The organism is Pelagerythrobacter sp. Soil_C_18 (assembly GCF_057657235.1).
In genome coordinates this window covers 343691-356491 of record NZ_JBDGIU010000002.1, presented here as the reverse complement: position 1 = coordinate 356491, position 12801 = coordinate 343691, and the positions used below count along the sequence as shown (strand labels likewise).

General features: G+C 67.1%; 14 protein-coding genes. 9 read left to right on the top strand and 5 right to left on the bottom strand.

Translation table 11 applies throughout. The features are described 5' to 3' along the window. Positions 1–8: 8 nt before the first annotated feature. From rph to AC3A5N_RS07365, 4 genes are all read left to right on the top strand, one after another. The gene (gene rph, locus AC3A5N_RS07380) at positions 9–725 is read left to right on the top strand and encodes a ribonuclease PH (RefSeq protein ID WP_487736822.1); all 717 of its coding nucleotides are present in this window, start codon (positions 9–11) and stop codon (positions 723–725) included. After that, positions 722–1354 (top strand): RdgB/HAM1 family non-canonical purine NTP pyrophosphatase, encoded by a 633-nt coding sequence (rdgB, locus tag AC3A5N_RS07375; protein ID WP_487736657.1) that lies wholly within the window; start codon positions 722–724, stop codon positions 1352–1354. The genes rph and rdgB overlap by 4 nt, the downstream gene beginning before the upstream one ends. A gap of 86 nt (positions 1355–1440) precedes the next feature. Next, a complete protein-coding gene (hemW, locus tag AC3A5N_RS07370; RefSeq protein ID WP_487736656.1) occupies positions 1441–2592 on the top strand; it encodes a radical SAM family heme chaperone HemW in 1152 nt (383 codons plus the stop codon). Further along, the gene (locus tag AC3A5N_RS07365; RefSeq protein ID WP_487736655.1) at positions 2589–3485 is read left to right on the top strand and encodes a tyrosine recombinase XerC; all 897 of its coding nucleotides are present in this window, start codon (positions 2589–2591) and stop codon (positions 3483–3485) included. Before hemW ends, AC3A5N_RS07365 begins: the two co-directional genes overlap by 4 nt. Here the strand turns inward: AC3A5N_RS07365 and AC3A5N_RS07360 are convergent. The 4 genes from AC3A5N_RS07360 to rsmI are packed head-to-tail and all read right to left on the bottom strand — an operon-like array spanning position 3482 to position 6278. Continuing rightward, positions 3482–4093, bottom strand: a complete 612-nt coding sequence (locus tag AC3A5N_RS07360) for a DedA family protein (protein ID WP_487736654.1) — start codon at positions 4091–4093, stop codon at positions 3482–3484. The genes AC3A5N_RS07365 and AC3A5N_RS07360 overlap by 4 nt on opposite strands. A 23-nt stretch (positions 4094–4116) precedes the next feature. Continuing rightward, positions 4117–5073, bottom strand: coding sequence for a glutathione synthase (gene gshB / locus AC3A5N_RS07355; protein ID WP_487736653.1), 957 nt, complete (start codon positions 5071–5073; stop codon positions 4117–4119). A 9-nt stretch (positions 5074–5082) separates the two neighbouring features. Next, complete coding sequence (locus tag AC3A5N_RS07350) at positions 5083–5433, bottom strand: YraN family protein (protein ID WP_487736652.1); 351 nt, start codon at positions 5431–5433, stop codon at positions 5083–5085. Continuing rightward, positions 5430–6278 (bottom strand): 16S rRNA (cytidine(1402)-2'-O)-methyltransferase, encoded by an 849-nt coding sequence (rsmI, locus tag AC3A5N_RS07345; protein ID WP_487736821.1) that lies wholly within the window; start codon positions 6276–6278, stop codon positions 5430–5432. The genes AC3A5N_RS07350 and rsmI overlap by 4 nt, the downstream gene beginning before the upstream one ends. 26 nt (positions 6279–6304) lie before the next feature. Here rsmI and AC3A5N_RS07340 point away from each other — a divergent pair, with 26 nt between their 5' ends. Continuing rightward, complete coding sequence (locus tag AC3A5N_RS07340; RefSeq protein WP_487736651.1) at positions 6305–7462, top strand: penicillin-binding protein activator; 1158 nt, start codon at positions 6305–6307, stop codon at positions 7460–7462. A gap of 64 nt (positions 7463–7526) precedes the next feature. Next, the gene (gene parE / locus AC3A5N_RS07335; protein WP_487736650.1) at positions 7527–9503 is read left to right on the top strand and encodes a DNA topoisomerase IV subunit B; all 1977 of its coding nucleotides are present in this window, start codon (positions 7527–7529) and stop codon (positions 9501–9503) included. On the opposite strand, the gene AC3A5N_RS07330 is transcribed toward parE, so the two are convergent. After that, complete coding sequence (locus tag AC3A5N_RS07330) at positions 9500–10258, bottom strand: alpha/beta hydrolase family protein (RefSeq protein ID WP_487736649.1); 759 nt, start codon at positions 10256–10258, stop codon at positions 9500–9502. The two genes, parE and AC3A5N_RS07330, sit on opposite strands and share 4 nt — an antisense overlap. 103 nt (positions 10259–10361) lie before the next feature. Here AC3A5N_RS07330 and AC3A5N_RS07325 point away from each other — a divergent pair, with 103 nt between their 5' ends. From AC3A5N_RS07325 to AC3A5N_RS07315, 3 genes are read left to right on the top strand one after another with little or no spacing between them, the layout of a single operon-like run. Beyond that, the gene (locus AC3A5N_RS07325; RefSeq protein ID WP_487736648.1) at positions 10362–10886 is read left to right on the top strand and encodes an RNA polymerase sigma factor; all 525 of its coding nucleotides are present in this window, start codon (positions 10362–10364) and stop codon (positions 10884–10886) included. Continuing rightward, the gene (locus tag AC3A5N_RS07320) at positions 10883–11458 is read left to right on the top strand and encodes a hypothetical protein (protein ID WP_487736647.1); all 576 of its coding nucleotides are present in this window, start codon (positions 10883–10885) and stop codon (positions 11456–11458) included. The genes AC3A5N_RS07325 and AC3A5N_RS07320 overlap by 4 nt, the downstream gene beginning before the upstream one ends. 33 nt (positions 11459–11491) lie before the next feature. After that, positions 11492–12760, top strand: coding sequence for a serine hydrolase (locus AC3A5N_RS07315; protein ID WP_487736646.1), 1269 nt, complete (start codon positions 11492–11494; stop codon positions 12758–12760). Positions 12761–12801 lie beyond the last annotated feature (41 nt).

Here is a 12801-nt window from a genome sequence, read left to right as displayed (position 1 = left end):
AGACTTTCATGCGACTTTCCGGACGCGCGCCCGACGAGATGCGCGCTATCACCATCGAGACCGGCTTTACCCGGCATGCCGAAGGCTCGTGCCTGATCGGGTTCGGCGATACGCGCGTGCTCTGCACCGCGAGCATCGAAGAGCGCACGCCGCCATGGCTGCGCGGCAAAGGCGAAGGTTGGGTCACGGCCGAATACTCGATGCTGCCGCGTGCCACGCACACGCGCGGCCAGCGCGAGGCGGCGAAAGGCCGGCAGTCCGGCCGTACGCAGGAAATACAGCGCCTTATCGGCCGCAGCTTACGCGCCGTGGTCGATCTCAAGAAGCTCGGTGAGCGTCAGATCACCCTCGATTGCGACGTCATTCAGGCCGACGGCGGTACGCGTACCGCAGCAATCTCCGGCGCGTGGATCGCGCTGCGCATTGCCGTGGACGGCCTGATCAAGAGCGGCGCGCTCACCGAAGATCCGATCGAGGCGCAGGTCGCGGCGGTGAGCTGCGGCATCTGTCGGGGAACGCCGGTGCTCGACCTCGACTACGACGAAGACAGCACCGCCGATGCCGATGCGAATTTTGTCTTGATTTCGGGCGGCAAGATTGCCGAAGCCCAGGCGACCGCAGAGGGCGCGTGCTACGATGAAGAGGGCTTGCTCCGCCTCCTGCGCCTGGCGCGGATCGGCTGCGACCGAATCTTCGCAGCCCAACTGGATGCTGTGAAGAAATGACCCGTCGTCTCGGTTCCGGCAGCCTTGTGATCGCCACGCATAACGCGGGCAAGCTGAAGGAAATCCAGGCACTGCTCGATCCGTACGGGGTGAAGTGCCTCAGTGCGGGATCGCTCGGCCTGCCGGAGCCGGCCGAGACGGGCACGACTTTCGTCGAAAATGCGCTGATCAAGGCGCGGGCAGCGGCCCAAGCCTCCGGCATCGTCGCACTCGCCGACGACAGCGGACTCTCGGTCGCGGCGCTCGATGGAAGGCCGGGCGTCTACACCGCGGACTGGGCGGAACGGCAGTGGTTCGAGGGCGAGCCGGGCCGGGACTGGTACATGGCCATGGGCAAGGTTGAAGGGATGCTTGCGCAGCAGGGACCGGACGTGCCCCGCGACGCGGCGTTCCGCTGCGTGCTCGCAATCGCCTGGCCCGACGGAGAACACGCGGTCTATGAAGGAACGGCGCCAGGTACACTCACCTGGCCGCCGCGCGGAACTCTCGGTTTCGGTTACGATCCCGTCTTCGTGCCTCAGGGTTACGAGCAGACTTTCGCCGAAATCACGCCTGAGGAAAAGCACCGCATCAGCCACCGCGCGGACGCCTTCGCGAAGCTCGTGGCAGAGCAGTTCGGCGCGAGCTGACTCTCCGCGAAGGTGGGACCGCAAGCGATCGCAACGGCACAAGGCCCGCTTTCACCGGGGAGGAGCAGCGTGCTAGAGGATCTGCCGTGGCACGCGCACTCTACATCCATTGGCCCTTCTGCCTGAAGAAGTGCCCCTATTGCGACTTCAACAGCCATGTGCGCGACGGGGTCGATCACGCGGCATGGCGGCGCGCGCTAGTGGCGGACATGCGGCACGAAGCGGCGCTCGCGGGCGGCGAACCGCTCACCTCGATCTTCTTCGGCGGCGGTACACCCTCGCTGATGCCGCCTGCGCTGGTCGCTCACCTGCTCGCAGAGGCGGAGCGGCTGTGGGGCTTCGCAGACGAGATCGAGATCACGCTCGAAGCGAACCCATCCTCGGTCGAGGCGGCGGCCTTCGGGGATCTTGCCGCGGCAGGAATCAACCGTGTGTCGCTCGGCCTGCAGGCGCTCGACGACGCGGCGCTGCGGTTCCTCGGGCGGCTGCATGACGTTCGCGAAAGCCTCACCGCGCTAGAGATCGCCCAGCGGCGTTTCGCGCGGGTCAGCTTCGACCTGATCTACGCCCGTCCCGGACAGACCGCTGCCGAGTGGCAGGTCGAGGTGACTCGTGCGCTCGGCTTCGGGACTGACCACCTCTCGCTCTATCAGCTCACGATCGAACCCAACACGCGCTTCGCCACAGATGTCCGGCTCGGTCACTTCGCTCCGCTTGACGACGATCCGGCAGCGGAGTTGTTCGAGCTTACCCGCGCGATCACGGCGAACGCAGGGCTTCCCGCCTACGAGGTCAGCAACCATGCCCGGCCCGGGCAAGAGAGCCTGCACAACCTCACGTACTGGCGCTACCGCGACTACTGCGGGATCGGCCCCGGCGCGCATGGACGGCGAGACGGCATGGCGACCTTGCGGCACAAGAAGCCGGAGAACTGGCTCACGGCGGTTGCCGAGCAGGGGCACGGCATTCGCGAAGGGACCACCCTCTCGCCTGCCACCCGTGCATCGGAAGCCCTGCTGATGGGCCTGCGCCTTTCCGAAGGCGTTTCCTTGCCGGAGATCGCCGGGCGCCTCGGGCTCGATGCCGGTCGCCTGATTGATCGAGACGGCTGCGCCATGCTCGAGCGGCTCGGGTTCGTGCGCCGGGCAGGCGGCCGTCTCCTGGTGACGAACCAGGGGATGCCGGTGCTCGACGCGGTGCTGGGCGAACTCGTTCATCCGGAACTCGTCGCCGCATGAGTGCCGCCGACCTGCTTGCCGACTGGCACGACCATCTCGCGGAGAACCGCCGCCGATCGCCGCACACGGTGCGTGCCTATCTCGCGGCGGCGAAGAACCTGCTCCAGGCCCTCGGTGCCGAGGACTGGCCGCCGATCGCCCGGATTGACGGCGCGGCTCTGCGCGCGCAACTCGCCCGGCGGCGCGCCGATGGTCTCGGCAATGCCTCCGCGGCGCGGGAGCTTTCCGCGCTCAAGGCGTTCGTGAAGCACGCCCGCGAGCGCGCTGGCCATGCCGACGCCGCCGCTCCGCGTCTGCGGGGACCGCGAATCAAGAAAGGCCTACCCCGTCCTGTCACGCCCGACGACGCGAGCAATCTCGCCGATCTGGTCGCCGACGCCGCCGGTGAGGCCTGGATCGGCGCTCGCGACCGTGCGGTGCTGCTGCTGCTCTATGGCGCGGGCCTGCGGATTGCCGAGGCCCTGTCGCTGTCGGGCGGCGATCTGCCGCTGGGCGAGACGCTCTCAGTCACCGGAAAGGGCGGCAAGCAGCGCGTGGTGCCGATCCTGCCGCTCGTTCGCGAGGCGGTCAGCGACTATGCGCGGCAATGTCCTTGGCCTCTCGCGAGAGACGAGCCGCTGTTCCGCGGCGCCAAGGGTGGCCCCCTCAACCAGGGCATGGTGCAGAAGGCCGTGGCCCGCGCGCGCATTGCGCTTGGCTTGCCGGACAGCGCAACGCCGCATGCCTTGCGGCATTCGTTCGCCACCCACCTGCTCGGCGCAGGAGCGGACCTGCGCAGTCTGCAGGAGCTGCTCGGCCACGCGAGCCTGGGTTCGACGCAGATCTATACGAAAGTCGACGCGGCGACCCTGCTCGATACCTATCGTGCAGCGCACCCGCGCGAGAGGAGCTAATCGCTCCGTTCGCCCGGTGGCTTCCAGGTGATTACGCGCCAAAAATAGGCTCCGAGCGTAAGCGCGACCAAGCCGAGTACGATCCATCCGACGATGTGCTCATATTCCTCTAGGTATCGTGCGAGCGCACGCCCGCCGAGCACGAGCAGCGCATTCCAGGCTGCGGTTCCGACGAAGGTAAAAGCGAGAAAACGCCAAACGCTCATATGCGCGAGACCGGCGGGCAGCGAAATGATCGTGCGGAAGATCGGTGTGCAACGCAGCACCAGCACGACCCATTGGCCGTGGTGGCGGAAGAATTGCGACCCCTTCTCGATCTGGTTCCAGTCGAGCGTCAGCCACCGCCCCCATCGGCCCACAAACGGCTTGAGGCGCTCGTAGCCCCACTTGTCACCGAGCCAGAACCAGGCGTAGTTGCCCGCGGTGGAACCAACCGTGCCGGCGAGCATGAGTGGCCAGAACGTCATCTCTCCGCGGGCGACCAGCACGCCGCCAATCCCCATGATGACTTCCGACGGGATTGGCGGAAAGATGTTTTCGATCGCCATCAGCAGCGCGATGCCGAGATAGCCGCCGCGGGCGATCCCCTCGATGATAATCTCGTTCATTGGCGGGAGAACGGACGAAGCCGCTAACGGTTCGCGAGCCGCGCCTCGATCGCATCCCAGATCAGGGCGCCGGTTTCGGTGCCGTTGAACGCGTCGATGGCAACGATCCCGGTCGGACTGGTGACGTTGATCTCGGTCAGCCACTTGCCGCCGATCACGTCGATGCCGACGAAGATGAGCCCGCGGCGCTTGAGCTCGGGGCCCATGGCCGCGCAGATCTCTTCCTCGCGCGCCGTCAGCGTCGTCGCCTCCGCATGACCGCCCTGCGCGAGGTTCGAACGGAACTCCCCTTCGCCGGGGAAGCGATTGATCGCGCCGGCGAATTCGCCATCGATGAGCACGATCCGCTTGTCCCCCTCCGCCACTTCCGGGAGGAAGGGCTGGACCATGTGCGGCTCTGGCCAGGTCTGGTTGAACACTTCGGACAGCGCCGAAAGGTTCGTCCCGTCGGCATCGATGCGGAAGATCGCCTTGCCGCCGTTCCCGTGCAGCGGCTTCACCACCACCGCGCCGTGCTTCTTCTGGAAGGCACGAATATCCTCGAGTTTGCGCGCTACGAGCGTCGGCGGCATGAACCGCGCATAATCGAGCACGAACATCTTCTCCGGCGCGTTCACCACCTCGCGGGGGTCATTGACGACCAGCGTTTCGCCCTTCAGGCGATCGAGCAGGAAGGCCGCGCTGATATAGCCGAGGTGGAACGGCGGATCCTGGCGCATGAGCACGACGTCGATCCCGCTGCCGAGATCAACTCGGTGCAGCTCGCTCTCCCACCGGAAGTGGTCGCCTTCGACGCGCTGGACCGAAACCTCGCGCGCCCAAGCCGTTACGCGCCCTTCTTCCCAGGCGAGCGTGGAAACATCGTAATGCCACAGCCGATGCCCGCGCGCCTGTGCGGACAGCATCAGCGCGAACGAGGAATCGCCCGCGATCTTGACGCTCTCGATCGGGTCCATCTGGACGGCGACGCGTAAGCTCATTGAGATTCCCTAAGGCTGCCAGGCGTTGACGATGTGGCGGGGGAAGCTGTTCGGCGCAAGGAGGATCACGTCCAAACGTATGTCTTCTCCGCCGGACGCGTATTCATGGGCGACTGCCTCCACCGCCGCGGCGACGCGGCCGAGACGAAATTCGTCGATCGCGAAGTCCAGTTCCGCCGCAGCCTTGCGCCATTTGACCTCGACAAACGCAACCACGTTGCCCCGCTTGCAGACGAGATCGATCTCGCCCAGCGGCGTCTTTCGGCGGCGATCCAGTACGCGCCAGCCCTTCATCTGGAGCCAGAGCGCCGCCCGCCCTTCCCCGGCTCGGCCGTCACGCTCCGCCCGCTGCCGCTTCATGCCCCTCGCAGCTCGAGTGCGCGGGCGTAGAGCGTCTTGCGGTCCTGCCCCGTCGCCCTGGCGACCTGGGCCGCAGCTTGCGACGGCTTGGCCGATTGCAGGGCTTCGCTCAGCAGTGCGTCGATGTCGTGCTCGCCCGCGGGTTCGCCGGTGCCTGGTCCGACCAGCAGCACGATCTCGCCCTTCGCGGGATGGGCCGCGAAATGCGCAGCGAGTTCGGCGGCACTGCCTGTCCGGCATTCCTCGTGCAGCTTGGTCAGTTCGCGCGCGACGGCGATCTCGCGGCCGGGCAGCAATTGCTCGATTGCTTCGAGCGATTTTACCAGTCTGGGTGCGGTTTCGTAGAAGATCACGGTCGCGTTCGCGCTCGCGGCCGACTCCAGCGCCTCGCGCCGGGCCTTGTCCTTGTTCGGGAGGAAACCCGCGAACAGGAAGCGGTCGTTGGGAAGCCCTGACAGGGTCAGCCCGGCGATCACCGCACAGGCGCCGGGCAGTGTCGTCACCGGCACGCCGGCCGCACGCGCATCGCGCACGAGGCGGTAGCCGGGGTCGGAGACGAGCGGCGTCCCGGCGTCGCTCACCAGCGCGACCGCCTTCTCCTGCATGGCGGCGACAAGGCGCGCGCGATCCTTCTCGCCGGCGTGATCGTCGTAGCGCCAGAGCGGCTTCGACAATCCAAGGTGCTTCATGAGCTTGCCGGTGACGCGCGTGTCTTCGCACGCAACCCCGTCGCACCGCGCGAGCGTCTCGGCTGCCCGCACGGTAATGTCGCCGAGATTGCCAATCGGGGTCGCGACTATATAGAGACCGGGTTGGAGAGGTTGGTGGGCCACTCCCGCATCCATGGACACGACGACGGGGAGCCGCAAGCATGAAGCGTTGGAAATTGGATCGGCGGATGCTGGTCATCGCCGGGGCAAGCGCCGTTCTGGCCGGCTGCCAGGTGATACCGAAGGGGCCGGCCACTTCCACTGCTCCGGAGCCCACGCCCACGCCCACGCCGAGCGAGTCTGGCCTGCCTGACGACGAGGAGCGTCACCGGGTCGCTCTGCTCGTGCCCATGTCGGGTACCAATGGCGCAGTCGGCCAGTCGATCGCCAATGCAACGACCATGGCCCTGCTCGACACCAATGCCGACAACCTGCGCATCACCACCTACGATACCTCGACCAACGCGCGCGACGCGGCGCGCCGGGCTATTGCGGACGGCAACAAGCTGATCCTCGGCCCGCTGCTGGGCAGCAACGTGGGGCAGGTGCTGGCGGAGGCTCGTCCGGCCGACGTGCCGCTGATCTCCTTCTCGAACGACACCAGCGTCGCCGGTTCTGGCGTATTCCTGATGGGCCATATTCCCGAGCAATCGATCGCACGCAGCGTCGCCTATGCGCGTCAGCGCGGCTCGGCCAATTTCGCGGCGATCGTGCCCGACGGCGAGTACGGCCGGCGCGCCGAAGCCGCCCTTTCCGCCGCCGTCGTCGAATCGGGCGGCCGGGTGGTCGCGACCGAAACCTACACCCGCAGCAACACCTCGGTGGTCAGCGCCGCCCAGCGGATAACGGGCGAAGGCGGCTTCGATACCGTTCTGCTGGCCGACGGCGCGCGGCTCGCCTCGCTTGCCGCGCGTGAACTGCGCTCCGGCGGCGGCACGATGCAGATCCTCGGCACGGAATTGTGGAGCGGCGAAAGCGCCGTGACCAGCGCGACGGCGCTCCGCGGCGCGCTGTTCGCGGCCGTTTCCGACGCGCGGTTCAAACGCTTTTCCGACAGCTACAGCAGCCGCTTCGGATCGCAGCCTTATCGCATCTCGACGCTCGGCTATGATGGCGTCCTGCTGGCCCTGCGAGTGGCGGAGGACTGGGGCGTCGGGCGCAGCTTCCCGGTTGCACGCTTGCGCGAGGAAGGCGGTTTCCTCGGCCTCGATGGGCCGTTCCGCTTCCAGCGCAGCGGCGTGATCGAACGAGCGATGGAAGTGCGCGAGGTGCGCGACGGGCAGGTCGTGATCGTCTCTCCCGCCCCGAGCGGCTTCTGAGGTTGACGATAACGCACCGCCGCCTGCTTGAAGCCGCGCGAAATCGCGGCCTATAGGCCGAACCATGCCCGACGACCTGTTCGCGAACACGCCCGCCTCGAGCGGCGACTATGACGCTTCCTCGATCGAGGTGCTCGAGGGGCTCGAGCCGGTGCGCCGCCGGCCGGGCATGTACATCGGTGGGACCGATGACCGAGCCCTGCATCACCTTGCAGCCGAAGTGCTCGACAACGCGATGGATGAGGCAGTCGCGGGCCATGCCACGCGGATCGAAGTCAGCCTCGAGGAAGATAACCGCCTGACGATCACGGACAACGGCCGCGGCATGCCGGTGGCCGAGCATCCCAAATTCCCCGGCAAGTCGACGCTCGAAGTGATCCTTTCGATGCTGCACTCGGGCGGGAAGTTCTCGGGCAAGGCCTACGCCACCAGCGGCGGCCTGCACGGCGTCGGCGTCTCGGTGGTGAACGCGCTGTCCAGCCACACGCGGGTCGAGGTGGCGCGTGACCGGCAGCTCTACGCGCAGGAGTTCGCGCGCGGTGAGACGCTGGGGTCTCTGCAGGAGCTCGGCCCGACACCCAACCGCCGAGGCACCACGGTCAGCTTCACTCCTGACACCGAGATTTTTGGTGATCGCAGGTTCAGCCCCAAGCGGCTGTTTAAGCTTGCCCGGTCCAAGGCCTATCTCTTCGCCGGAGTCGAGATCCGCTGGAAGTGCGCCGCCTCGCTCGCGAGCGACGATATTCCGGCGGAGGCGGTGTTCAAGTTCCCCGGCGGGCTCGCCGACCATCTGGCCGAACAGATCGGTGACCGCGAGTGCGTGACCTCCCGTCCCTTCACGGGAACGCAGGACTTCCCCGACGATCAGGGCCGCGTCGAGTGGGCGATCACCTGGCCGCTCTGGTCCGATGGTGCCGGAAGCTGGTACTGCAATACCGTGCCGACCCCCGACGGCGGCACGCACGAACAGGGCCTGCGCGCCGCGCTGACCAAGGGGCTGCGCGCGTTCGGCGAACTGACCGGCCAGAAGAAGGCGAAGGATCTCTCCGCCGACGACGTGATGACCGGCGCGGAGGTCATGCTCAGCGTCTTCATCCGCGAGCCGCAGTTCCAGAGCCAGACCAAGGACCGCCTCACCAGCCCCGAAGCCACGCGCCTCGTCGAGAACGCGGTGCGCGACCACTTCGACCATTTCCTCGCCGACAACATGGAGCGCGGCCGCGCGCTGCTCGGTGCGGTGATGGAGCGGATGGACGAGCGCCTGCGCCGCAAGGCGGAGCGCGAGGTCAAGCGCAAGACCGCCACCAACGCCAAGAAGCTGCGCCTGCCCGGCAAGCTCACCGACTGCTCGGGCGAAGGCGACGGCGAGACCGAGCTGTTTATCGTCGAGGGCGACAGCGCCGGCGGCAGCGCCAAGCAGGCGCGCAATCGCAAGACGCAGGCGATCCTGCCGATCCGCGGCAAGATCCTCAACGTCGCCTCCGCCACCTCCGACAAGATCCGCGCCAACAGCGAGATCGCCGATCTGATCCTCGCGCTCGGCTGCGGAAGCCGCAAGGACTGCGACCCCGAGGCGCTGCGCTACGACCGGATCGTCATCATGACCGACGCGGACGTCGACGGCGCGCATATCGCGACGCTGCTGATGACGTTCTTCTTCCAGGAGATGACAGAGGTCGTCCGGCGCGGGCACCTGTTCCTCGCCCAGCCCCCGCTCTATCGGCTGACCGCCGGCAAGGAGAGCGCCTACGCCCGCGACGACGCACACCGCGCCGAGCTGGAGGAGACCGTGTTCAAGGGCAAGAAGGTCGAGGTCGGGCGCTTCAAGGGCCTCGGCGAGATGAACCCGCAGCAGCTACGCGAAACCACCATGAACCCGGCGTCGCGCAGCCTGATCCGCATCACCCTGCCCGCCGAACACGAGCAGCGCCACGCGGTGAAGGAACTGGTCGACCAGCTCATGGGCCGCAACCCGGAACACCGCTTCAACTTCATCCAGAACCGCGCCGGCGAATTCGACCGTGAGATGATCGACGCCTAAGTAAGGTAGCGGCTCGCCCAGGCAGCGATCACCGCCGCGGCGAACTCGGCATCGCGGGCGTCGAGCAGCAGATGGTCCGCACCGGCGAGGCTGACGAAGCTCTTCGGATGCCGGGCCGCCTCGAACAGCCGCGCCGCGTTCTCGATCCCGACGAGCTGGTCGGTCGGCGAATGGAGAATGAGCAGCGGTCGCCCCAGCTCGCCGACCTCGGCGGCGAGGTCGATTCCGCGGAGGTTCTCTAGGAACGCGCGGGTGATCGTGAACGGCCGGCCACCGATCGAGACTTCACCCTTTCCCTCGCGTTCGACCCGCGCCAGATCACCCGAGAGCTGCTTGAGAACGTGCGCGACATCGGCCGGGGCGCCGATCGTCGCAACCGCCGCGACCTCCGCCAGTTCACTCGCCGCAGCGAGCGCCGCCGCACCGCCGAGACTGTGCCCGACAAGCAGCACGCCCGGACCGAAACGCGCGACCAGCGCCGCGGTTGCAGCTTCGACATCCGCGACATCGGCGGGAAAGCTGTCCGCGCCGAACTCGCCTCCGCTCGCCCCCAGCCCGGTGAAGTCGAAACGCAGGCAGGCGATCCCCCGCTCCGCCAGCGCACGGCTTACCTCCACCGCCGCGCGGCTCTGCTTCGTGCAGGTGAAGCAGTGCGCATAGAGCGCCGCGCCGCGCACATCACCTTCGGGCAGATCGAGCGCGCCCGCGAGATCGTTTCCCGCGGCCCCCGCAATCGTCAGCGTCTCGGTTGGCATCCATCCTCCTTCAAAGCGTCCAGCGTGGTAGCAATGCGTTCGAGCGCGCCGGAAGTTTCACCGCGCGTGTAAGAAATTCGCCCATGAGCGGACTAAGAGGGGCATGACACAGGCGCAGGACGATCTCTACCGCACGGCCGGCGATCAATTCGCTCCCGCCCTAGCGCGGCTCGCCCGGACGATGGAGCGTGACGCCGAAAAAGCGCGCGATCTCGAGCAGGATATCCACTGCGAGCTTTGGCGCAGCTTCGCGCGCTTCGACGGGCGCTGTTCCCTCAAGACCTGGACCTACCGAGTGGCGCACAACGTCGCGGCCGATCACGTCAACAGCGCGGCCAACCGCCCGCGCCCGATTTCGCTCGACGAGATCGAGGCGCTGCCCGCCGCAGACGACGCCGAATGCCAGGCGGCGGAGAACCACGCCATTGCCCGCGTGCAGGAACTGATCCGTCGCCTCGCCTCGCTCGATGCGCAAGTGATTCTGCTGTGGCTCGAAGGCCAGAGCGGCGCCGAGATCGCCGAAGTTACCGGGCTCAGCGTCAATGCCGCGCAAGTCCGCATCCACCGCGTCAAGACGCTGCTCGCGAGTGCCTTCGCAGAGCCCATGAAGGAAGGGCCGACACCATGACCGATTCACTGTTCGATCGCTGGGCCGCCGAGGGCGCCGACGCGCACTTCACTAGGCCTTACGACCTGGTGCACAAGCGCACCGAGTTCGAACGCCACATCCGCCGCCGCAACCTGATCGAATATACCGCTGGAGGGCTCGTCATTCCGGTCTTCGCCTGGCTTGCCTGGCAGGCCGCACGGGCGGGCGAGATGATCCTGACTCTCGGTTGGCTGCTCGGCATCGCCGGCATGGCCGTGGTGCTGACGAGCCTCTACCACCGCGCAAGCAACCTGCCGCATCGCCCCGAGACGGATTGCCGGAGCCACTTGCGCTCGCAGCTCGAACATCAGCGGCAAGCGCTCGCGAGCGTCCCCCGCTGGTATCTCGCGCCGCTCGTGCCGGGGGTAGCGCTGGTGCTCGTCGGATCGATGCTTCCGATTGCGCTAAATCTGGGCTGGGGCGTCGCGCTGGCGGGGATCGCGATCCCTGCGGCCATCGTCGTCGCGATCTTCGCCGGCATCGCCTGGCTCAACCGCCGTGCCGCCCGCCTTCTCGAAAACGAGATCGCCGAACTCGACGCGCTCGCCTGAATTCGCGATATCGTCCATCCAGGAGGAACCCATATGCTCCGCACCATCGCGCTTGCGCTTGCTCTAATGGCCGCCCCCGCTCATCCTGACGCGCAGGAGACCGTGCCTGCCCCGCTCGAAAGCAGCGCCGAAGGCGTCGTTGCCGTGCTGCAGGGCGAGAGGCCCGCTGCCGAGGTGTTCTCATCCAGCTTCCTGGCCGCCGTTCCGGAAGCACAGCTCAAAGCCTTGCACCAGCAGCTTTCGGCGCAATTCGGCGCGCTACAAGGCCTTGAAAGCGTCGAACCGCAGGGGCCGGACAGGGCCATCGTTTCGCTGCGTTTCGAGCGGGCAATCGCGCGCGGGACGATGCAACTCGACGCGAGCGGACTGGTTGCCGGGCTGCGGGTCGACCAGTTCGAACCGATCGACGACGACGCCCAGAAGATCGCTGCCGACGTCACCGCGCTCCCGGGTGAGGCGAGCGTCTATTACGCCCCGCTGGCGGAGGGCGCCGCACCTATTCTGGCGGTGAACGAGGAGCGACAGTTCGCCATCGGCTCGACCTTCAAGCTCTATATCCTCTCCGCCCTCGCACGGCAGATCGCCAATGGTGAACATTCGTGGGATGAGGTCGTTGCGCTCGACAGGCATTCGCTGCCGAGCGGCGTGATGCAAAACTGGCCCAGAGGCGCGCCGGGGACGCTCCATACGCTCGCAACGCTGATGATCTCCATCAGCGACAACACCGCGACCGATCAGCTCCTCGCGGTCGTCGGGCGCGATGCCGTGGCGGAAGAACTGCGGGCCAGCGGTCATGCCGCACCGGACAAGACGCTGCCATTCCTCACCACGCTCGAGCTGTTCGGCCTCAAGGGCGATCTCGCACGCGGGCAGGCCTACGCGGCCGCGAGCGAGGACGAGCAGGCGCGGCTGCTGGATGCTTTCGCAAGCGAGATCGCGGGCGACCCGGACCGGATCGTCAAGCCGACTTTCACCCAGCCGACCGCGATCGACAGCCTCGAATGGTTCGCCAGCGGGCGCGATCTCGCCGGATTGCTGCGCCGCATCGCCGCGCTCGACGATCCGACCGCGCGCGAGATCATGGCGGTGTCCCCGTCCATATCCGAAGCGAAGCGCGCCGACTGGTCTTATGTCGGCTACAAGGGCGGCTCTGAACCGGGAGTGCTCAATCTCACCTGGCTTCTGCAGGACGAGGCCGGCGAATGGCGGATCCTGACGATGAGCTGGAACAACCCCGAAGCGGCAGTGGAACCGGCTACGTTCGAGCTGCTCGCCCAGCGCATTCTGTCGCTGCCGCGGTAAGCTCCCCCCTTGCCCTCGCCCGTCGCACCGCTTAACGCGCG

Excerpts from the sequence above, each read along its gene's own strand:
- AC3A5N_RS07320 (WP_487736647.1), top strand. The coding sequence starts at position 10,883 with ATGACCGATTCACTGTTCGATCGCTGGGCCGCCGAGGGCGCCGACGCG.
- AC3A5N_RS07350 (WP_487736652.1), bottom strand. The coding sequence starts at position 5,433 with ATGAAGCGGCAGCGGGCGGAGCGTGACGGCCGAGCCGGGGAAGGGCGG.
- AC3A5N_RS07365 (WP_487736655.1), top strand. The coding sequence starts at position 2,589 with ATGAGTGCCGCCGACCTGCTTGCCGACTGGCACGACCATCTCGCGGAG.
- gshB (WP_487736653.1), bottom strand. The coding sequence starts at position 5,073 with ATGAGCTTACGCGTCGCCGTCCAGATGGACCCGATCGAGAGCGTCAAG.
- AC3A5N_RS07325 (WP_487736648.1), top strand. The coding sequence starts at position 10,362 with ATGACACAGGCGCAGGACGATCTCTACCGCACGGCCGGCGATCAATTC.
- rph (WP_487736822.1), top strand. The coding sequence starts at position 9 with ATGCGACTTTCCGGACGCGCGCCCGACGAGATGCGCGCTATCACCATC.
- rdgB (WP_487736657.1), top strand. The coding sequence starts at position 722 with ATGACCCGTCGTCTCGGTTCCGGCAGCCTTGTGATCGCCACGCATAAC.
- AC3A5N_RS07340 (WP_487736651.1), top strand. The coding sequence starts at position 6,305 with ATGAAGCGTTGGAAATTGGATCGGCGGATGCTGGTCATCGCCGGGGCA.
- AC3A5N_RS07315 (WP_487736646.1), top strand. The coding sequence starts at position 11,492 with ATGCTCCGCACCATCGCGCTTGCGCTTGCTCTAATGGCCGCCCCCGCT.
- rsmI (WP_487736821.1), bottom strand. The coding sequence starts at position 6,278 with ATGGATGCGGGAGTGGCCCACCAACCTCTCCAACCCGGTCTCTATATA.
- AC3A5N_RS07360 (WP_487736654.1), bottom strand. The coding sequence starts at position 4,093 with ATGAACGAGATTATCATCGAGGGGATCGCCCGCGGCGGCTATCTCGGC.
- AC3A5N_RS07330 (WP_487736649.1), bottom strand. The coding sequence starts at position 10,258 with ATGCCAACCGAGACGCTGACGATTGCGGGGGCCGCGGGAAACGATCTC.
- parE (WP_487736650.1), top strand. The coding sequence starts at position 7,527 with ATGCCCGACGACCTGTTCGCGAACACGCCCGCCTCGAGCGGCGACTAT.